The sequence below is a fragment of the Serratia sp. CY40230 genome (assembly GCF_052168835.1).
GTDB classification, from domain to species: Bacteria; Pseudomonadota; Gammaproteobacteria; order Enterobacterales; family Enterobacteriaceae; genus Serratia; species Serratia nematodiphila.
Genome location: NZ_JBJNLX010000001.1, coordinates 698870 through 717519, shown reverse-complemented (window position 1 = coordinate 717519; position 18650 = coordinate 698870). Strand labels below are relative to the sequence as shown.

Sequence of the window (18650 nt, the reverse complement as noted above, 5' to 3'; positions counted from 1 at the left end):
TTTAGAGATTAAGCCAAATCGGAAAAAACACGCGGTTTCTCCCTACTATTTCAGCGAGAAGCCGCTAGGGTGACGTAAAACCCATCCCGTTTTTTAACCTTAAGGTGCTTTGCCTTATTCAAAGCGATAAGACAAGGTGGCGCCGCCACCCCAGTTGCGCCCCGGCGCCGGCTCGAAGTAGCGGCCGTTGCCTTCGTTGACGATCACCGAACCGACGTATCGGCGATCGAAAACATTGTCCACCCGGCTGAACACGTCCAGCGCCCAGCGGTTCCAGGTAAAGCGATAACCGGCGTTTACGCCGGCCACGGTGTAAGCGGGAGCCTGCGCGCTGTTGGCGTCATTGGCCTGAATGTCGCTCATGTAGCGCAGCTCCGCGCCGGCGTGCCAGCCTTCCGGCGGGGCATAGGCCAGCGAGGCGTAGCCCATGTTGCGGGCGATGCCCGGCAGGCGATTGCCGGCGGGGGTACAAACGGCTTTGCCGCACATATCGCTGCGGTAGGTGGCGTCCAGCAGCGTCCAGGCCATATGCAGGCGCCAGTCCAGCGCAAACTCTTGATCCAGCGCCAGCTCCAGGCCGCGCCGCCGGGTTTTGCCGGCGTTGGCGTAGCTGGTGCGTCCGCCGCTGCTTTCCGCCACCACCAGCTCGTTGTCGGTATCGGTCTGGAACAGGGCGGCGCTCACCAGGCCGTTGCCGAGGCGCAGTTTGCTGCCCAGTTCGACGGTGTCGCTGGTGGATGGCTGCAGGCCAATATTAAGGCCCGTCTGGCCGTCGGGGCGGTAGGAGAGTTCGTTGATGGTCGGGGTTTCAAAGCCGCGGCCGGCGGAGAGATAAACGTTCCACACCGGGTTGATTTTATAGTTGAGCGAGCCCATCGGCAGCCACTGGTGGTAACGTTTGCTGCCGCTGTCATCGCCGTTGCGCGGCGTGATGTAATAGTCGGTCGAGTCGAAGCTGACCGTGCTGTAGCGCAGGCCGGCGTCCAGCGTCCAGTGCGGCGTCAGTTGCCAGGAGGTTTGCAGGTAAGGATCCAGGTTCCAGATGCGGTTCTTCTCGTTGCGCCGCTGGTCGCCTTTCTCGCCGTAGTCCACTGTGCCGTCTCGCAGAATAAAGTTTTCGAACCCCTGCCGGCGTTCGGTCATGGTTTCATAATCCAGACCGCCGATCAGTGTTACCGGTAACGAGGCGAGAGTATCCTCATGCTTCCAGCGAGTGTCAATGCCCTGATATTTTCTTTCCAGCACGATCACCCCGCCGGCGTGGGTGGGGTTGAGCTGCGGCCCGCGTGGAATAGATTGGTACTGCGTGGTGTGGCGCTCGCCGTGGTAGGCGGTCAGCGTCAGTTCGTCGCGCTCGCTCATCTGGCGCTGATAGCGCAGGCCGGCCTGGGTCTGATCGAGCGATTTGCGGGTGTTGTATTGATCCGCGCGCGGTGCCTGGCGCGGGTTTTCCTTCCATTCCGCTTCGGTCAGGCCGCCCGGATCGCCGGCGTCAATCGAGACGCTGTTGAACATCAGCGTCAGAGTGCTGACGTCGTCAAGCCGCACGCCGAGCTTGCCGTTGCCGAGGTTTTTGCGCGCGGCGCTGTGATCGCGGTAGCCTTGGGTGGTAAAGCGGGTTCCCGAGATGGCGTAGTTGACGTCGCCGGCCTGGGTGCCGTCGCCGGTGGCGCCGGTCGCTTTCACCCCGTAGCGCCAGGTGTTGTCGCTGCCGAAATAGCCGCCGGCCTCCAGCGTCGGCGGCTGGGTGCCGGTAATCGTATCAACATTGATCACCCCGCCCGAGGCGTTGCCGTACAGCGCGGAATAGGGGCCGCGCAGCACCTCGATGCGTTCGACGGAATTGATGTCGATATTGGAGGTTTGCCCCTGGCCGTCGGGCATGGTGGCGGGAATGCCGTCGACGTACATGCGCACCCCGCGCACGCCGAACATCGAGCGGCTGCCGAACCCGCGTATTGACAGCTGCAGATCCTGCGCATAGTTTTGCCGGTTTTGAAGCTGCAGGCCCGGCACGCTGCCGAGGTTTTCCGACAGATTAATCTGCGGGGCGGCGTTGCGCAGGTCTTGTCCGTCGATCACGCTGACGGACACCGGCGATCCCAGTTCGGTCAATCCGGTGGGTTGCGCCATCACCACCAGGGTGTCGCTTTTTTCTTCATTATTTTCTGCCGCCAGCGCCTGGCTGGCAAACATGGGTTGTAGCAATAGCATTGCAGCCGGGGTAAGCACGGCGCTTTTCTTATTGGTCATGGAATAAATCTGCCACTGGTATTGAAAGGGAATCGCAGGTCGATTCAGAGTTAGCCATCTGTCGCTCCATCTACATGACGCTAAACGAAAAGGGTAAGGCATCCTGACATCAGTATAGAGTATCTCGGGCAGGAACGTTCCCGCAAAAACGCTGGTCCCAGCAACGGTTAACGGATTCATGAGCCTGGTTCATAAGCTCAAGCGTATTTTGCCTCATAGTCATGGCGGCAGCCGCCTTTTACAGTCACCACACCGGAGCGGCGCCGCGTCAGGCGGAGCCGGTATCATTCAGTGGGAGAGTGAAGATGCAAACACGCAAGTTAGGGCGCGAAGGGCTGGAAGTCTCGGCGTTGGGTCTGGGCTGCATGGGGCTGAGTTTTGGCTACGGCCCGGCTACCGACAAACGGCAGGCGATCGATCTGATCCGTGCCGCGGTTGACGAGGGCGTGATGTTTTTCGATACCGCGGAGATTTATGGTCCGTTCACCAACGAGGAATTGTTGGGCGAAGCGCTGGCGCCGGTGCGCGATCGGGTCGTCATCGCCACCAAGTTCGGTTTCGATCTGCTGCAGCCGGCGGGGCAACAGGTGTTGAACAGCCGTCCGGAGCATATTCGCCGGGCGGTGGAAGGTTCGCTGCAGCGCCTGCGGGTAGAGACTATCGATTTGCTGTATCAACATCGCGTCGATCCCGAAGTGCCTATCGAGGAGGTGGCCGGTACGGTGCAGCAACTGATTCGCGAAGGGAAAGTGAAGTACTTCGGCTTGTCGGAAGCCGGCGCGCAAACCATCCGGCGTGCCCACGCAGTGCAGCCGGTTACGGCGCTGCAAAGCGAATATTCGCTGTGGTGGCGCGAGCCGGAGCGTGAAATCTTGCCGACGCTGGTGGAACTGGGCATCGGTCTGGTGCCGTTCAGCCCGCTCGGCAAGGGCTTTCTCACCGGCGCCATTACCGAGGACACCGCCTTTGACAGCGGCGATTTTCGCAACGTGGTGCCGCGCTTCAGCGCCGAGGCGCGCCGGGCCAATCAGGCGCTGGTGAGCGTGCTGGGGCAGATAGCGCAGCGCAAGGGCGTGACGTCGGCGCAGATCGCCTTGGCCTGGCTGCTGGCGCAACAGCCGTGGATCGTGCCAATTCCGGGAACCACCAAGCGTCATCGGCTGCAAGAGAACCTCGCGGCGGCGTCGGTGGTGTTGGCGGTGGACGAACTGGGCGAGATTGAAAGTGCGCTCTCCGCTATCGACGTGATCGGCGATCGTTACCCGGCGCATCTGCAGAAAAACGTCGGGCGTTAAGCCCCGCGCCGCAACGCCTCAATCAGCAGCGCAAAGGCGGTGGTGTGTTGCCTGCGGCTTGGATAATAGAGGTAATAACCGGGAAACGGCGGGCACCAGTCGTCCAGCGCCATCTGCAACCGCCCGTCGGCCAACGGCTCGGCGACGGTATCTTCCGGCACAAAGGCGATACCGAGGCCGAGCTGCGCAGCGTCGATCCGTTGGCGCAGGCTGTTGAAGGTCAGTTGCCCCTCCACCCGCACTTTGATCTCACGGCCATCGCGGGCAAATTCCCAGGCGTACAGCCCGCCGAGGGTGGGCAGGCGCATGTTGATGCAGCGATGGTTTTGCAGCGCTTGCGGCGTAGCGGGGCGGCCGTAACGGGCGAAATAGGCCGGGGAGGCGACGGGCACCATGCGCATGTCCGGGCCGATGCGCACCGCGACCATATCCTTCGCCACCTGTTCCCCCAGCCGGATGCCGGCGTCGAAACGCCCGGCGACGATGTCGGCCAGACTATTGTCGACGGTGATTTCCACGTTGATGTCCGGGTAATCGACGAGAAAAGTGCGCAGCACCGGCCACAGCACCGCATCCACCGCGTGTTCGCCGGCGGTGAGGCGGATGTTGCCGGCCGGGCGATCGCGCATTTCACCCAGCGCGTTCAGCGCGTTTTCTATCTCCGCAAAGCGCGGGCCGATGCTGTTGAGCAGCCGCTCACCGGCCTCGGTAGGGGCGACACTGCGGGTGGTGCGCGTGAGCAAGCGCAGCGCCAGGCGCTCTTCCAGCCCGCGTATAGCGTGGCTGAGCGCCGATTGGGAAACGCCAAGCTGCGCCGCCGCTTTGGTGAAGCTGCGTTCTCTGGCCACCATCAGGAAAGCGATCAGGTCGTTAACGTTTTCTTTCAACATATCGGCACCGAAGAGCAAGGTTAGGGCGCGGCCGCGCGTAGATTTATGAATTCAGCTCATAGCTCCTTGCGCATTTTACCCGCTAGTCGGCGGAAAAGCATGGCGTTATCTTGGCATCACTCACTTATGACTATCAGCGCCGGTTGTGAGAGCCGGCGCGGAGGATAAAACAGATGAAAATACAACGCAGCGGTTCTATCCCATCACAGCGCGGTTCGGCGGATTATTTTACCGGGCAGGTGCGCATCGACGCGCCGTTCGCCGGCGAAGCGCCGGCCAGAGTGGGCGGCGCAACCGTCACCTTTGAGCCCGGCGCCCGCACGGCCTGGCATACGCATCCGCTCGGCCAGACGCTGATCGTCACTCAGGGGCGCGGTTGGATCCAGATGTGGGGCGAGGCCACGCAGGAAATGCATCCCGGCGATATCGTCTGGATCCCGGCTGGCGTCAAACACTGGCACGGTGCGACGCCGGACTGCGCCATGACTCACATCGCCATCGCCGAAGCGCTGGACGGCAGTCCGGTGACCTGGCTGGAGCCGGTCAGCGAAGCGGAGTACCTGGAGTGAGTTCGGTTTATTTATCGGCAGAGTGAAATCTCTGCCTTGGCTTATTCCACGATGGCACAACGAATAGAAAGAGCAGAGCAAGTTCACAGCCATTAGTATTGAGTATGCCGATAACGGCTCCTAAAAATACTCAAGGGTGGAATGATGAATACTTGTTCCGATATTGCTACGTTGCGAAAAACTGTGCCTGCTATAGCGGGCGAGTTGATTGAGGTTACTTCTTATTATTCCGATTGGTATACGACTACCGGAACTCCTGAAGGCGGTGGCGTATTTGCCGCTGTGCAATCTGCCGTATTTAATGACGATGGAGGCATTTATATCAAATCGGCAGAAGACTGGACATGGGTAAGAGTGCTTGAAGTGTCTGGCCTTATTACACCCGCGATGTATGGAGCACGAGGCGACAATGTGACGGATGATACGGAGTCGTTAACGCGTTGCTTCGTCTCTCCCTATAGTGTCATTTGTCGAGCGGGCGCCGTGTATTTAACTTCGAATACGGTAAATGTGAAAGACGGTAGAACGGCGCGCAAAACTATCAATTTAAACGGTGCTACGATCAGAGCCAAGGCGGGGCACGTAAAACCGATGTTTGCCAATGAAACGTCACTGGCTGGAGCCTACGATTATCTTCATGGCGTAGAGATGTTTGGCGGTAAATTGCTTGGCAATGCTACTCGCAATAGCGTTTATGACGTGGTGAAAAGTCATGTGGGTTATTCCGGTGGAGAAGGAAGTTATTTTCACCATATGCAATTAAGTGGGTTCTGTGATGGATTCAGCCTGCAGGGGCGATCGCTGGCGCATGATATTATCATCGATGAGTGCCGTGATGACTTTTTTGCCACCTACAATGACGGTAACGTGATATCGGATATTACATGTGGTTATTGCCTTGGTGACGGGGTGCTGATCAAAGGTAATAATAATAATGTAACAAATATCCGTATGTTGGGCGCAGGTGTCCCCTCTGATAAACCAGAGGCTGGTTACCTTGCTGGTGCGGTTTTAAGTATTGCTCAAGATGGAGACCTTGGGAAAAATAATTTTATTTCGAACGTGCAGTGTGGTGGATGGGGCAGTGGGGTGGTTATCTGCTCCGGAGAGAATAATAGCTGCGTCAATATCAATGCTGGTGACTGTTATTTTCTAAACAATCCGACCAGTACAGCAATCAAAAATCGCGCATGTGCAGTCTATTCTTCGGGGACAAGGCATTCTATACGCTCTGTTTCTATTGGGGCGTGTTTAAGCGGGATTGAATTACACGATGGCTCTGAAGATACGGTAATCGATGATATTTCGCTGCGTTCCTGTTATCACAGTTTCGCGCTGTCCGCCGCCGGTCAGCAAAGCCGCTGTCGCATTGGCCGCATCGACATTGGAAAAGTCGATAGTGCAGACAGCTTTTTTATCAAAATGCCGCAACTGATGATTGACGAGATCAATGTAGGCGAATTTTCGGCTGCATACGCTGCGAACACGGCCATGTGCCGTATCTTGGCCAATTGCGTTATTCGTCGCTTGAGTTTTAATCGAGGATTGCCTGAAGGGACGCTCCCCATTGTGCTGTTGGCTGCCGATTGTGATATCGACGAATTGATTGTCAAAGGGACTAAAGCTGTTTGCTTAACGACGACGGCGACGACGATCAATGTTCCTCGCAATTTGACCATTGAACAAAGCGAAGACGCCATTGATTCACCAGTGAAACTATTAGGGAGTGGTCGAAGCGTGGCGGAGCATTGGCGCATTACAGGAAAGAATAGCGTGCGGCCGGCTTTGCGTGGTGCCGGGATACAATTGACCCTTGGCCAGTATAGCGGTTTACCTTGGTATATCGATACACCCGACTCTTCAGCCTTATATATCGGAAAACCTGTTGGCGGTAGCTATGATAGGGCTGCCAATGCGGTGGCTCAGGGCGGATTTTCGTTGCGCGAAGGGACGGAGCTGGCTGCTCCTGCTGAGTTGGCGATGGCCTGGGATGGAACTCGTATGCATGTTGCGCTCAATGGTCTGGACATCGGATTTTTAACGTTGCAAAAATACGTTTGACGATGAAATAAGCTTATAGCCCCGTAGAGAATACGGGGCTATTGACGTCGAGGGTGTTGGATAACGTTTTTAACTTTATGCAGCGAAGAGTGTCATTTCACGTGGATGAATGTCTGCCTTATGCCCGGGGCCCCCCATATCAGGCATCCACGCCGCCAAGGCATAGGTATTTGATTTCGAGATAGTCCTCGATGCCGTACTTCGATCCTTCGCGGCCCAAACCGGAGTGTTTCATGCCGCCGAACGGCGCCACCTCGGTGGAAATCAACCCTTCGTTGATGCCGACAATGCCGTACTCCAGCGCTTCGGCCACGCGCATCACTCGGCCGATATCGCGGCTGTAGAAGTAAGCGGCCAGGCCGAACGGCGTGTCGTTGGCCAGTTCGACGGCGTCGGCCTCCTGGCTGAAGCGGATCAGGGGCGCCACCGGGCCGAACGTCTCCTCGCGGAAGATTTTCGCCGTGCGCGGCACGTCGGTCAGGATAGTCGGGCTGAAGAAATTGCCGCCCAGCGAGTCAGGCTTGCCGCCCAGCAGCACCGAGGCGCCGTGCTCGACGGCGTCGGCGATATGCTCGCGCACTTTCTCCACCGCGTCCGGGTTAATCAACGGGCCGATGGTGACGCCGTCATCCAGGCCGTTGCCGACTTTCAGCTGGGCGACGGCGGCTTTCAGTTTGGCAGCGAAGGCATCGTATACGCCGTCTTGCACCAGAAAACGGTTGGTGCAGACGCAGGTCTGGCCAGCGTTGCGGTATTTCGAAGCGACCGCGCCGGCCACGGCGGCGTCCAGATCGGCGTCGTCAAACACGATAAACGGCGCGTTGCCGCCCAGCTCCATGCTGGTTTTCTTGATGGTGGGCGCACACTGGGCCAGCAGCTGCGCACCGACTTCGGTGCTGCCGGTGAAGGAGAGTTTGCGCACGTCCGGGTTGGCGGTGAGTTCGCCGCCGATGCCTTTGCTGGGGCCTGTTATCACGTTGCACACCCCGGCGGGCAGCCCGGCACGCTCCGCCAGCACGGCGATCGCCAGCGCCGAGAACGGGGTCTGGCTGGCGGGGCGGATCACCCCGGTGCAGCCTGCGGCCCAGCCGGGGCCGGCTTTGCGGGTGATCATCGCCGCCGGGAAGTTCCACGGGGTGATGGCGGCGAACACGCCGATCGGCTCTTTTTGCACGATGATGCGGCGACCGGCCTGGGGCTGTGGAATGGTGTCGCCATACACCCGCTTGCCTTCCTCGGCGAACCATTCGATAAAGGAGGCGGCATAGGCGATTTCACCGCGGCTTTCGGCCAGCGGTTTGCCCTGTTCCGCCGTCATGATGCGCGCCAGATCTTCCTGATTTTCCATCATCAATTCAAACAGCCGGCGCAGCTTGCCGGCGCGCTCTTTGGCGGTTAACGCGCGCCAGGCGGGCAGCGCTTTTTTGGCGGCGGCGATGGCGCGTGCGGTTTCTTCGGCGCCGAAGGCCGGTACGTGGCCGATCCGTTCGCCGTTGGCGGGATTATGAATGGCGATCGAACGGCCTTCCTGGGCCGGCAACCATTGCCCGTCGATGTAGTTGGCCTCGCGGAACAGCGTGGGATCCTTGAGGGTAGCGCAGATACTGGTGCTCATGAGTCTCTTCCTTTGCTGAGTTCAACAGAGTGGTCTATCCCATACGGCTACCCTTTACCCTAGCAAATTTTGCCGCCGCCGTTTGCCCACGCGGCAACAAGATGGTGGTTTTCTTTATGCGCACCTTCTGTACAAAAAATATCCTTCGCCGGGCCGATACTGAAAGAGCAGGCATATGACCCTTTTCGATGTAATTAAAAGGAGTGTGCGAATGATGAAATCAGTGGACAGACATCTCGCGGCCTACGGCAGCGAAATGGATTTTTTGGCGTCGAGCATCGCTCTGATGGAATGGCAAGGGCGGCAGATTGACGCCGGGCAGGTGGCCGGCAATATGTCGGAGCAGCAAAGCCGCCTGTTCTTTGCGCGGTTGAATTATTTTCGTCAGCTTTATCAGGCCGCATCGGCGGCCGAACACAGCCTGTAATTTCCGAACCAGCCCCGCCGCAGCGGGGCTTTTCATTTCAGCGCTGCCACACCCCGGTCGCCAGCGTCGCCGGCGAATACTCCAGATTACGCCCCCGCCACGACAACGCCGCCGTAAAACGCCAGGCGCGGCGAACGTCAAACCGCCAATAGCGTTCTGCGCCTTCAACGCCGGGATGCCCCTCCGCTTGCCAGAGGATCTGCGTTTCCCCCTGCAGATGCAGCACGTCACCGCGTTCAAAATCGATGAACAGCAGCGCCGCCCGCGGTTCGGCCAGCAGATTGCCCAGCGTGTTCATATAGCGGTTACCGCGAAAGTCCGGCATCCACAACGTGTCACCTTCCAGGTGGATAAAGCCGGGGCGGCCGCCGCGATGGGAAATATCGACGCCGCCCTGCGCCAGTGCCAGGTGCGCGCAGCTGGCAACGAAGCTGGTATCCGCGGTGCGGATCAGTGCCTGCGCCGCCGCATCCAGCGAGACTAAATGCTCAACCGGCTGCGGCCGGCTGTCCACCGGGTAGAGTTCGCGGCGCTGAATGTACTGCGGGCAGTTACCGAAGCTTTGCTGAACGACGATCTCCACCCGGTTTTTGTCGGTGCGGCCGACGGTGCCGTTGGCGCGGTTGCGCCGCCGGTTGCTGAAATCCAGCCCGAGCGCGCCGACCGGTTTGCCGGGCAGCAACAGCGCCTGGGCGGGATCGTCGCTGCGACGCGGTGCGCTGATACGCAGGTGCGTGTCGTCCGGCGTGCGTAAAAATCCGGGCGGGCCGGTGAACAGGGTGGCGATGGGCCAGCCTTGTTCATCCAGCGTGGCGACGAACAGGTAGGGCAACGCGGCGAAAAACGCGCGGTGCTGATCCGGCATTGCAGGGTAGATGCCACCGCCTACACCGCCAAACCCGGCCAGCGTCTGTGCGCGCAGCTCATCGGGATGGAACAGTTGCGGGATCATGGCGTCAACTCCCCGCCGGTTCCGGCAGGGCCGGCATGGCAAAGAAGCCGGGCAGTGCAGCGATGCGCGCCGCCCAGCGACGTATCGCCGGGTAAGGCGACAGCGAAATGCCGCCTTCGGCCGCGACCGCCACGTAGCTGTGGCAGGCCAGATCGGCGATGGTCGGGTGTTCGGTGGCCAGGTAGTCGCGCTCGCTCAGGTGCTGTTCCATCTGCGGCAGAAAACGATCGCTGATTGCTCGCGCCGCCTGATAGTCCTCCGGCACGGCGAATTGGGCGATCAGTCGGCAGGCCGCCGGGCCGTAGCGGACTTCACCGGCGGCTTTGGAAAGCCAGGCCTGCACTCGCGCCGCCGCCGCCGGCTGTTCCGGCAGCCAGTGGCTGTCCGGCGCATAGCGCTTCACCAGATAGACCAGAATGGCGTTGCTGTCGGCCAGCGTCAGATCGCCATCCTGCAAGACCGGGATCTGGCCGAACGGGTTGAGCTGGCGGAAGGCTGCGCTCTGCCGCACCTCCGCCGAGGCTTCGACCCATGCATAGGGCAGCGCCAGCATGCGCAGCAGCAACGCCACGCGATGAACGTGGCCGGAAAGCGGGGTGCCGTAGAGTGTGATGGTGGACATGGCGTTTCTCCTCAGTGCTTTTTGTCAGCATACTCTTGCGTTGAACGAGCGAAATCCGGCAATGTGGAAATTGATAATTTCACTTTTCGGAAGAATCTATGGATCGGCTAGACGAGTTGGCCATCTTCGTGGCGGTGGTGCAGCAGGGCAGCCTGGCGGCGGCCGGGCGCAAACTGCGGCGTTCGGCGCCGGCGATCACCCGGGCGATCGCCGCATTGGAACAGCGTTTCGGCACCCGATTGGTGGAGCGCACGACCCGGCGGCTGGCGCCTACCGAAGCGGGCGCGCGGCTGTTGGAGCGCGCGCAACAGCTGCTGCAGGATTATCAGGCGGTGGTGCAGGATACCGCCGAAGCACAGCTGAGCGGCTTGCTGCGCGTTACTTCGCCGGTGCAGTTCGGCCGCCGCTACGTGGCGCCGGTGGTGATGGCGTTTCTCGATGACTACCCGCAGATGCAGATCGAAATGGTATTGAACGATCGCAATCTCGATCTGATTGACGAAGGGTTGGATATCGCGGTGCGCATCGGTCATCTGCAGGACTCTTCCCGCGTGGCGCGGCGGCTGGGGCAGGTCAGCCGGGTGACGGTCGCCAGCCCGGATTACCTGGCGCGCTGCGGTGAACCGCGATCGCCGGCGCAGCTGGCGGAGCATGCCACCATCGTCGGCACCCAGCGGCCATCGCTGCGCGAATGGCGCTTCGGCCCGCAGGAAAACGGCGAGCGCGTGCGATTGACTCCCCGGCTGTTGCTCAACGACGTGGAAGCGCAACTGCTGGCGGTGCGCGCCGGCAAGGGCGTCGCCCGGTTGCTCTCGTATCAGGTGGCGGACGATTTGGCCGCCGGTACGCTGGTGCGGCTGTTGACGGATCATGAGCCGTTGCCGATGCCGGTACAGCTGGTGGCGCAGCAGGCGCAGCACATGCCGCTGAAGGTGCGCGCCTTTTGGGATTATGCATTTGAACGGCTCAGCGCCTTGCCGCAAATTCAGCCGGACGGGCGGGGGAAATAAGCGCAAAAAGTTTCATGGGTTAAACTTTTTCATTATTCATCAGGTTTTATTTTACCGGGCGCGCATTGCTGATGCGCCCGTCTTGACAATAATGTTGCCGGTGCTAATAGTTAATTTACATTTTAAATAATAAACGAAGTTTAATATATGAAACCACTTGCGGGGAGTTATGATAACGGCGCCACGGTGGATAATGAAGCGGCTATTTTGACTTCATTTCAAACTCGCAGCGCGGCTGTTTATAAACAGACGCGCCATGAAAATAATATTGCTTATGGCAACGGCGAACGCGAAACATTTGATTGGCTCTATTCTGCCAAGCAGCATCAGGGGACGTTAATTTTTATTCACGGCGGCTATTGGCAATTCTGCGATAAGGCGGATTTCGCCTTTATCGCCGCCGAGCCGCTGGCGTTGGGTTTTGACGTGGTGTTGGTGGAATATGCGCTGGCGCCGGCGGTGGATCTCGACGAAATATGCCGACAGGTCGGGATGGCGCTGGATGCCATTCAGCGCCGCCTGCCGCCGCACTATGCCCATCCGGTTTATCTGTGCGGCCATTCCGCCGGCGGGCAGCTGGCGGCGTTCTGGCAGCAGCATGCATTGGTGGATGCTGTCTTTCCCATCAGCGGCCTGTTCGAGCTGGCGCCGTTGCAACAAAGCTATGTTAATCGGGCGCTGCAGCTGAGCGCGCGGCAAATTGAAACGCTCAGCCCGGCACGCCGCCTGCCGACGCGCGGCAAACCGCTTACGCTGTATTACGGCGCATTGGAACTGCCGGAACTGAGAGGTCAGTCGCAACACTATCATGCGGCGCTGCGCCAACGCGGGCTACCGGCCGATCTGGTCGCGGTGCCCGGCGCCAATCATTTTACCATTCTGGATGCGTTGTTCGCCGCCGACGGCGCGCTGCTTCACCAACTTAACCACCACGGGAACCACTGACATGCGCGAGATCGTAGAGACCGGGCTGCCGGAGATCGGCCAGCCTTTTTCCTGGGCCACCCGGGGCGGCGGCATGCTGTTTACCGCTCACGGCCCGGTGCGGGCGGACGGCAGCATCGACACCGGCGCGCCGGAGCGACAGATTACGCTGACCTTCGATAATCTGGCGCAGACGCTGGAGGCGGCGGGCAGCCACAGCGATAAGGTGCTGCAGGTGATCGTGTATCTCACCGACGTCAACGACGTTAAATGTCTCGATGATATTTACCGGAAATACTTTAATTATCCTTATCCCAATCGCTCCACGGTCATTGTCGAAAAATTGGTGGTGCCCGGAATGAAAATAGAAATTACCGTCAGCGCCATCGCCTGATTTAATTTCTTCTTAAGTCAGTCTTAATATTAATTCAATAACGAGTTAAGGATGCGTCATGTTTAAACAGATTGCACCTTCCGCCGCCGATCCTATTATGTCGCTGATGGAAGCCTATTTGCAGGATCCCAATCCGAAAAAAGTGAATTTAGGCATTGGGCTGTATTACGATCGGCAGGGGAATATTCCGCTGATGCAGGCGGTTGAGGCCGCCGAGCAGCGGTTGCTGGCGCTGCGTCGCCCGCACGGTTATCCGCCGATCGAAGGTTCGCCGCAGTTCGCTCGCCAGGTGCAGACGCTGCTGTTCGGTGAACAACAGGCGGCCGAGATCGCCACGGTGCAGACCGTCGGCGGCTCCGGCGCGTTGAAGCTGGCGGCGGATTTTTTGCGCCACTTTCTGGCGCGCGGTGAAATTTGGGTGTCCGATCCCACCTGGGCCAATCACTGGGCGATTTTCGAAGGCGCCGGGCTGCGGGTGAATACCTATCCCTACTTTGATGAAGCGGCGGGCGGCCTGCGTTTCGCCGCCATGCTCGATGCGTTGGACAGCCTGCCTCCCGGCAGCGTAGTCCTGCTGCATCCTTGCTGCCATAACCCGACCGGCACCGATCTGACGGCGGAGCAGTGGCGCGCCACGCTCGCCGTGCTGCAGCGGCGTAACCTGCTGCCGCTGTTCGACATCGCCTATCAGGGCTTCGGCGACGGGCTGGAGGAGGACTGCTTTGCATTGCGCGAAGCGCTGAAAACCGATCTGCCGTTTTTGGTCTGCAACTCGTTTTCCAAAAACGTCGCGCTGTACGGCCAGCGTCTGGGCGCGCTGTCGGTGCGCTGTGCTGATGCGGAAAATGCCGCCAACGTCAAAGGGGCGTTAAAAACGCTGATCCGCCGCAGCTACTCCTGCCCGCCGACGCACGGCAGCCAGATTGTGGAAACCCTGCTCGGCGACGCCGAACTCGGCGAGCTTTGGCGCAATGAGCTGGCGGAAATGCGCTCGCGCATCAAGCAAATGCGTGAACAGCTGGCCGCGGGACTGGCGCAGGGCGGCTCTTCGCTGGATCACCGGCGCATTCGCGAGCAGCGCGGCATGTTCAGCTATACCGGCCTGAACGAAGCGCAGCTGCAGACCCTGCGGCTGCGCTACGCCATCTATCTGGTCTCGCCCGGCCGCATGTGCCTACCGGGGCTCAATCCCGGCAACATTGACTACGTGACCGCCGCCATTCTCGACGTCACCCGTACCGCCTAACTCCGCCCGGGAGCACAGCCATGCCACAGATGAATGATTTTGAGCATATCGCCCGCCGTCAGGGCGGGTTGAACAAGCATCTTACCGCCGGACAGATGTCGATGCTGGCGATCGGCGGCGCCATCGGCACCGGGCTGTTTCTCGGCAGCGCCTACGCCATTCAGATGGCGGGGCCGTCGGTATTGCTGAGCTACCTGATCGGCGGCGTCATTGCGCTGCTGCTGATGGGCAGCCTGGCGGAAATGACCTCCGAACACCCGACGCCCGGCTCGTTCGGCGACTACGCCGAATTCTATCTCGGCCCGCTGTTCGGTTTTCTGGTGCGTTATTCTTACTGGTCCTGCGTGGTGTTGGCGGTGGGCACCGAAGTCACCGCCATCGGCATGTACATGCAGTTCTGGTTCCCGGCGACGCCGACCTGGCCGTGGGTGCTGCTGTTCTCGGCGGCGGTGATCGTCGTTAACGTGATCGGCGTGAAATCGTTCGGCCAGGTGGAATACGCGCTGTCCACCGTCAAAGTAACGGCGATCGTGGCGTTTATTCTGATCGGCATCGGCATTCTGGCGTTCTCGGGCAACCCGGCCTACGGCCTGCGCAACCTGACCGCCGGCGGCTTCATGCCGTTTGGCGTCAAGGGCATGTGGTTCGCGGTGATCGTGTCCATCTTCAGCTACCTGAGCATTGAAATGATCGCGGTGGCCGCCGGCGAGGCGAAAAATCCGGTGATTGCGGTGAAGGCGGCGTTCAAGGGCACCATCGTGCGGCTGTTCATCTTCTACATGCTGTCGATCGCCCTGATGCTGGCCATCGTGCCCTGGCGCCAGTCCGGCACCGGCGAAAGCCCGTTCCTGATGGCGATGAACGTGATCCATCTGCCCGCCGCCGCCGGTATTTTCAACTTTATCGTGCTGGTGGCGGCGCTGTCGGCGATGAACAGCCAGCTGTACATCACCACCCGCATGATGTTCTCGCTGTCGCGCGCCGGGCAAGCGCCGGCGGCGCTGGGGCGCGTCAGCCGGCGCGGCATTCCGGTCAATGCGCTGGCGATGTCGTGCATCGGCATCGTGGTGTCCATCGTCCTGAGCTTGGTGGCGCCGGAAACGTCGTTCGCCGCCATGATGTCCATTTCGGTGTATGGCGCCTGTTTTACCTGGCTGATGATCTTCGTCACCCATCTGTTCTTCCGCCGCCGGCACCGGCAGACCCATCTGAAGTTCCGCATGTGGGGATTCCCCTATACCACCTTACTGGGTGGCGGGCTGATGGCGGCGCTGATGATCTCGACCGCGTTTACCGAATTTTTCCGCATGACGCTGTGGTTCGGTATTCCGTTCACCCTGCTGCTGGTGGTGGCTTATCACTTCCAGAGCCGCCGCGCGGCTGCGCCGTCGCCGCTCAAGGCGCCGGAAGTGGAGTAATGCGGGGGAGGGGCTGAGGCGCACCTCAGCCCTGGGGATTAAAGCTGGCTTTTCGGGATCAGGTGATCGCCGAAGCTCAGGCGCTGGCGGCCCGGTTCGATTTCGGTCAGCGGCGCCACTTCGTGCAGCGAGGATTTGCAGCGCTGCACCAGATCCTGATACTCGCGGGTGCCGGCAATCTTCCAGGCCAGCTCCTGTTCGGTCAGATCGCGCAGCACGCGCGCCGGGCTGCCTACCACCAGCTTGTTGGCTTCGATCGTCGCCGCGGCTTTGACGAACGCCATCGCGCCGACGATGGTGTTCTCGCCGATCTCCGCGCCGTCCATCACCACCGCGTTCATGCCCACCATCGCGTTGCGGCGAATGCGGCAGCCGTGCAGGATGGCGCCGTGGCCGATATGGCCGTCTTCTTCCACCACCGTGTCCTGCTGCGGGAAGCCGTGCATTACGCAGTTGTCCTGAATGTTGGCGCCGTCGCAGATCACCAGGCGGCCAAAATCGCCGCGCAGGCTGGCGTTCGGGCCGATATACACGTGTTTGCCGACGATCACGTCACCGATCAGCACCGCCGTCGGGTGCACGTAACTGCTGGGGTCAACGACCGGCGTCAGGCCGTCAATCTGATACACAGGCATAGCGTGAGTTCCTTAATATGTAGGGTCGCGCGGCAGGCCGCCGAAGCGCCGATAGTAACCGGCGGCCGGCGCGGGCAGGGCGCCGATGGTGGTCTCCGCCAGCGAGCTGACGTACTCCGTCGCGGCGCGATCGACCTGCTGGTAGAGATTGATGCACAGGTTGCGGGCGACTTGGCCCTCCCACTGCGCGGGCAGCAGCGCGTCCGGCAGCAGCGGATCTTTCAACACCACGCGACGGAAGAAGTGAATCAATAATAGCTTAATCTGGAAACAGCGCAGCGGCGTCAGCGCCGCCGGGTCGACTTCGCGCAGCAGCGCCATCAGTGGCCGGAAGGAGACGATAAACTCGTGATAGCCGGCCGCCACGTCGCTGAGCGACCAGCATTCGGCCACCAGTTTCTGCAGCGTTTGCTCGGAGCGGTTGTAGGGGTAATCGGCGCGAAAGTAGATCACCTGTTCGCTGGCGTTGAGTTCGCCGAGCAGCGCCGTCACGTCGGTCTGCGCATGGGTGGGGGCGGCCATCAGGTTGTTGGCGATCTGCCCGAACCCGAGCCAGCCCAGCTCTTTTTTCAGCCGCGCGCGCGCGTTTTTTTCGGCGCATTCCAGCAGCAGCAGCTCCCACTTGCCGTCCCAGGCGGGCTGCTCGCGCAGATAGATCTTCGATTCGGCGTGGCGGAACTGGCGCATTCCCTGCTCGGTCACGCGGTAGAAGCTGCGGCGGCCGATTTTCTCCACCGCCAGCCAACCTTCTTTTTGCAGGCGGAACACCGAGGTGCGCACGAAACGATCGCCGAAGCCGAAGGCCTCCAGCAGCGCGCTCAGGCTGCCGAGCCACACTTCGCCGCCGCGGTGGCTGAGCGAGTCGCCGTACAGCGAAATGATCAGCGAGGTGCCGCTGATCGGCTGCGCGTCGACGGCGTGGCGAATGAACTCATCCAGTTTATGTTCCATATTTTTCCATGGGTTAGCCTTCGATGAGCCACAACATTAACATAATTTGGGGCGGCGTCATCCGTGACGCCGTGCGCCTCAGCGCGGCCGCAGATCGACCACGCGCTGCGCCTTGCCTTCCGAGCGCGGGATATCGCCGCAGTTGGCGATGCTGACGTCGGTGCTGACGCCCACGATCGATTTGATGTGGTGGCGCAGCTGGTGGCAGATGTCGCAACGCTGTTGATGGCTGAGGCTGAGCGCCGATTCTTTCAGCTCGACGCGCACCGCCAGCGTGTCCAGGTGCCCGCTGCGGCTGACCTGCAGCTGATAGTGCGGCGACAGCTGCTCGAACTGCATGATCTGTTCTTCCACCTGCGACGGGAAGACGTTGACGCCGCGGATGATCAGCATGTCGTCGGAGCGGCCGGTGATCTTGCCCATGCGGCGCATCTGGCGCGCGTCGCCCGGCAGCAGCCGGGTGAGATCGCGAGTGCGGTAGCGGATCACCGGCAGCGCCTCTTTGGTCAGGGTGGTAAACACCAGTTCGCCGTGCTCGCCGTCCGGCAGGGCGACGCCGGTCTCCGGGCAGATGATCTCCGGCAGGAAGTGGTCTTCCCAGATGGTGGGGCCGCCGCCGCTTTCCAGGCACTCCATCGCCACGCCCGGCCCCATCACCTCCGACAGGCCATAAATATCCAGCGCCTTGATGCCCATGCGGGATTCGATTTCGTGGCGCAGGGCTTCGGTCCAGGGTTCGGCGCCGAACACGCCGAGCCGCAGCGAACAGCCGCGCGCGTCGCCGCCCATCTTGCGCTCCAGTTCGTCGATCAGCGTCAGGCAATAGGACGGTGTCACCATGATGATGTCGGGTTTGAAGTCGAGGATCAGCTGCGCCTGGCGTTCCGTCTGCCCGCCGGACATCGGGATCACCGTGGCGCCGAGCCGCTCCGCGCCGTAGTGCGCCCCCAGGCCGCCGGTAAACAGGCCGTAGCCGTAGGCGACGTGCACCTTGTCTTTGGCGGTGGCGCCGCCGGCGCGCAGACAGCGGGCGACGATATCGGCCCAGTTATCGATGTCGCGCTGGGTGTAGCCCACCACGGTCGGGCGGCCGGTGGTGCCCGAGGAGGCGTGGATGCGCACCACCTGCTCCATCGGCACCGCGAAGGTGTCGAACGGGTAGTTGTCGCGCAGATCCTGCTTGGTGGTGTAGGGGAAGCGCGCCAGATCGCTCAGCTGCTTAAGATCGTCGGGGTGTACGCCCGCCTGATCGAACTTGCGCTTGTACATCGGCACATTGTCGTAGGCGTGGTGCAGCGTCCACTTCAAACGCGCCAACTGCAACGCTTCAATCTCATCGCGCGAGGCGAATTCGATCGTTTCGAGGGGCTGTGGATTTATTGTCATGG

General features: G+C 60.6%; 17 protein-coding genes. 9 read left to right on the top strand and 8 right to left on the bottom strand.

Annotated features, from left to right (window positions below; genetic code table 11):
• Positions 1-114: 114 nt before the first annotated feature.
• Positions 115-2253 carry a TonB-dependent receptor PqqU gene (pqqU, locus tag ACJ8IJ_RS03430; RefSeq protein WP_197753298.1) on the bottom strand — a complete coding sequence of 713 codons (2139 nt, stop codon included), beginning with the start codon at positions 2251-2253 and terminating at the stop codon, positions 115-117.
• Between the two features lie 305 nt (positions 2254-2558).
• Between pqqU and ACJ8IJ_RS03425 the strand changes: the two genes are divergently transcribed.
• Positions 2559-3548 carry an aldo/keto reductase gene (locus tag ACJ8IJ_RS03425; protein WP_442518258.1) on the top strand — a complete coding sequence of 330 codons (990 nt, stop codon included), beginning with the start codon at positions 2559-2561 and terminating at the stop codon, positions 3546-3548.
• Here ACJ8IJ_RS03425 and ACJ8IJ_RS03420 read toward each other — a convergent pair.
• Positions 3545-4438, bottom strand: a complete 894-nt coding sequence (locus ACJ8IJ_RS03420) for a LysR family transcriptional regulator (RefSeq protein WP_342577294.1) — start codon at positions 4436-4438, stop codon at positions 3545-3547. The two genes, ACJ8IJ_RS03425 and ACJ8IJ_RS03420, sit on opposite strands and share 4 nt — an antisense overlap.
• Before the next feature lie 173 nt (positions 4439-4611).
• On the opposite strand from ACJ8IJ_RS03420, the gene ACJ8IJ_RS03415 reads away from it, so the two are divergent.
• A complete protein-coding gene (locus ACJ8IJ_RS03415) occupies positions 4612-5007 on the top strand; it encodes a (R)-mandelonitrile lyase (RefSeq protein WP_004935243.1) in 396 nt (131 codons plus the stop codon).
• Positions 5008-5151: 144 nt separating this feature from the next.
• Positions 5152-7068, top strand: a complete 1917-nt coding sequence (locus ACJ8IJ_RS03410) for a hypothetical protein (protein WP_033645739.1) — start codon at positions 5152-5154, stop codon at positions 7066-7068.
• 139 nt (positions 7069-7207) lie between these two features.
• On the opposite strand, the gene gabD is transcribed toward ACJ8IJ_RS03410, so the two are convergent.
• Complete coding sequence (gabD, locus tag ACJ8IJ_RS03405) at positions 7208-8683, bottom strand: NADP-dependent succinate-semialdehyde dehydrogenase (protein ID WP_286093412.1); 1476 nt, start codon at positions 8681-8683, stop codon at positions 7208-7210.
• A gap of 211 nt (positions 8684-8894) precedes the next feature.
• On the opposite strand from gabD, the gene ACJ8IJ_RS03400 reads away from it, so the two are divergent.
• On the top strand, positions 8895-9110 hold the full coding sequence (locus ACJ8IJ_RS03400) for a glycogen synthase (RefSeq protein WP_004935234.1): 216 nt from the start codon (positions 8895-8897) through the stop codon (positions 9108-9110).
• 37 nt (positions 9111-9147) lie between these two features.
• On the opposite strand, the gene ACJ8IJ_RS03395 is transcribed toward ACJ8IJ_RS03400, so the two are convergent.
• A complete protein-coding gene (locus ACJ8IJ_RS03395) occupies positions 9148-10062 on the bottom strand; it encodes a pyridoxamine 5'-phosphate oxidase family protein (RefSeq protein ID WP_407576648.1) in 915 nt (304 codons plus the stop codon).
• A gap of 4 nt (positions 10063-10066) precedes the next feature.
• Positions 10067-10684 carry a glutathione S-transferase family protein gene (locus ACJ8IJ_RS03390; protein ID WP_004935227.1) on the bottom strand — a complete coding sequence of 206 codons (618 nt, stop codon included), beginning with the start codon at positions 10682-10684 and terminating at the stop codon, positions 10067-10069.
• Positions 10685-10782: 98 nt separating this feature from the next.
• On the opposite strand from ACJ8IJ_RS03390, the gene ACJ8IJ_RS03385 reads away from it, so the two are divergent.
• From ACJ8IJ_RS03385 to ACJ8IJ_RS03365, 5 genes are all read left to right on the top strand, one after another.
• Positions 10783-11694 carry a LysR family transcriptional regulator gene (locus ACJ8IJ_RS03385; protein ID WP_004935224.1) on the top strand — a complete coding sequence of 304 codons (912 nt, stop codon included), beginning with the start codon at positions 10783-10785 and terminating at the stop codon, positions 11692-11694.
• Positions 11695-11841: 147 nt separating this feature from the next.
• Positions 11842-12639 (top strand): alpha/beta hydrolase, encoded by a 798-nt coding sequence (locus tag ACJ8IJ_RS03380; protein WP_154871116.1) that lies wholly within the window; start codon positions 11842-11844, stop codon positions 12637-12639.
• A 1-nt stretch (position 12640) separates the two neighbouring features.
• Complete coding sequence (locus ACJ8IJ_RS03375; RefSeq protein WP_015378360.1) at positions 12641-13012, top strand: RidA family protein; 372 nt, start codon at positions 12641-12643, stop codon at positions 13010-13012.
• Positions 13013-13070: 58 nt separating this feature from the next.
• Positions 13071-14258, top strand: coding sequence for an amino acid aminotransferase (locus ACJ8IJ_RS03370; protein WP_442518257.1), 1188 nt, complete (start codon positions 13071-13073; stop codon positions 14256-14258).
• A gap of 20 nt (positions 14259-14278) precedes the next feature.
• The gene (locus ACJ8IJ_RS03365) at positions 14279-15676 is read left to right on the top strand and encodes an amino acid permease (RefSeq protein WP_004935209.1); all 1398 of its coding nucleotides are present in this window, start codon (positions 14279-14281) and stop codon (positions 15674-15676) included.
• 38 nt (positions 15677-15714) lie between these two features.
• Here the strand turns inward: ACJ8IJ_RS03365 and paaY are convergent, their stop codons facing one another.
• From paaY to paaK, 3 genes are all read right to left on the bottom strand, one after another.
• A complete protein-coding gene (paaY, locus tag ACJ8IJ_RS03360; RefSeq protein ID WP_004935205.1) occupies positions 15715-16311 on the bottom strand; it encodes a phenylacetic acid degradation protein PaaY in 597 nt (198 codons plus the stop codon).
• A 12-nt stretch (positions 16312-16323) separates the two neighbouring features.
• Positions 16324-17262 carry a phenylacetic acid degradation operon negative regulatory protein PaaX gene (paaX, locus tag ACJ8IJ_RS03355; RefSeq protein ID WP_442518256.1) on the bottom strand — a complete coding sequence of 313 codons (939 nt, stop codon included), beginning with the start codon at positions 17260-17262 and terminating at the stop codon, positions 16324-16326.
• A 78-nt stretch (positions 17263-17340) separates the two neighbouring features.
• On the bottom strand, positions 17341-18648 hold the full coding sequence (gene paaK / locus ACJ8IJ_RS03350; RefSeq protein ID WP_004935199.1) for a phenylacetate--CoA ligase PaaK: 1308 nt from the start codon (positions 18646-18648) through the stop codon (positions 17341-17343).
• Positions 18649-18650: the final 2 nt, after the last annotated feature.

What these genes read in the sequence shown, in the direction of transcription:
- paaY (WP_004935205.1), bottom strand. Translation starts at nt 16,311, where the DNA reads ATGCCTGTGTATCAGATTGACGGCCTGACGCCGGTCGTTGACCCCAGC.
- ACJ8IJ_RS03375 (WP_015378360.1), top strand. Translation starts at nt 12,641, where the DNA reads ATGCGCGAGATCGTAGAGACCGGGCTGCCGGAGATCGGCCAGCCTTTT.
- ACJ8IJ_RS03400 (WP_004935234.1), top strand. Translation starts at nt 8,895, where the DNA reads ATGATGAAATCAGTGGACAGACATCTCGCGGCCTACGGCAGCGAAATG.
- ACJ8IJ_RS03380 (WP_154871116.1), top strand. Translation starts at nt 11,842, where the DNA reads ATGAAACCACTTGCGGGGAGTTATGATAACGGCGCCACGGTGGATAAT.
- ACJ8IJ_RS03385 (WP_004935224.1), top strand. Translation starts at nt 10,783, where the DNA reads ATGGATCGGCTAGACGAGTTGGCCATCTTCGTGGCGGTGGTGCAGCAG.
- ACJ8IJ_RS03370 (WP_442518257.1), top strand. Translation starts at nt 13,071, where the DNA reads ATGTTTAAACAGATTGCACCTTCCGCCGCCGATCCTATTATGTCGCTG.
- paaX (WP_442518256.1), bottom strand. Translation starts at nt 17,262, where the DNA reads ATGGAACATAAACTGGATGAGTTCATTCGCCACGCCGTCGACGCGCAG.
- pqqU (WP_197753298.1), bottom strand. Translation starts at nt 2,253, where the DNA reads ATGACCAATAAGAAAAGCGCCGTGCTTACCCCGGCTGCAATGCTATTG.
- ACJ8IJ_RS03390 (WP_004935227.1), bottom strand. Translation starts at nt 10,684, where the DNA reads ATGTCCACCATCACACTCTACGGCACCCCGCTTTCCGGCCACGTTCAT.
- gabD (WP_286093412.1), bottom strand. Translation starts at nt 8,683, where the DNA reads ATGAGCACCAGTATCTGCGCTACCCTCAAGGATCCCACGCTGTTCCGC.
- paaK (WP_004935199.1), bottom strand. Translation starts at nt 18,648, where the DNA reads ATGACAATAAATCCACAGCCCCTCGAAACGATCGAATTCGCCTCGCGC.
- ACJ8IJ_RS03420 (WP_342577294.1), bottom strand. Translation starts at nt 4,438, where the DNA reads ATGTTGAAAGAAAACGTTAACGACCTGATCGCTTTCCTGATGGTGGCC.
- ACJ8IJ_RS03410 (WP_033645739.1), top strand. Translation starts at nt 5,152, where the DNA reads ATGAATACTTGTTCCGATATTGCTACGTTGCGAAAAACTGTGCCTGCT.
- ACJ8IJ_RS03395 (WP_407576648.1), bottom strand. Translation starts at nt 10,062, where the DNA reads ATGATCCCGCAACTGTTCCATCCCGATGAGCTGCGCGCACAGACGCTG.
- ACJ8IJ_RS03415 (WP_004935243.1), top strand. Translation starts at nt 4,612, where the DNA reads ATGAAAATACAACGCAGCGGTTCTATCCCATCACAGCGCGGTTCGGCG.
- ACJ8IJ_RS03425 (WP_442518258.1), top strand. Translation starts at nt 2,559, where the DNA reads ATGCAAACACGCAAGTTAGGGCGCGAAGGGCTGGAAGTCTCGGCGTTG.
- ACJ8IJ_RS03365 (WP_004935209.1), top strand. Translation starts at nt 14,279, where the DNA reads ATGCCACAGATGAATGATTTTGAGCATATCGCCCGCCGTCAGGGCGGG.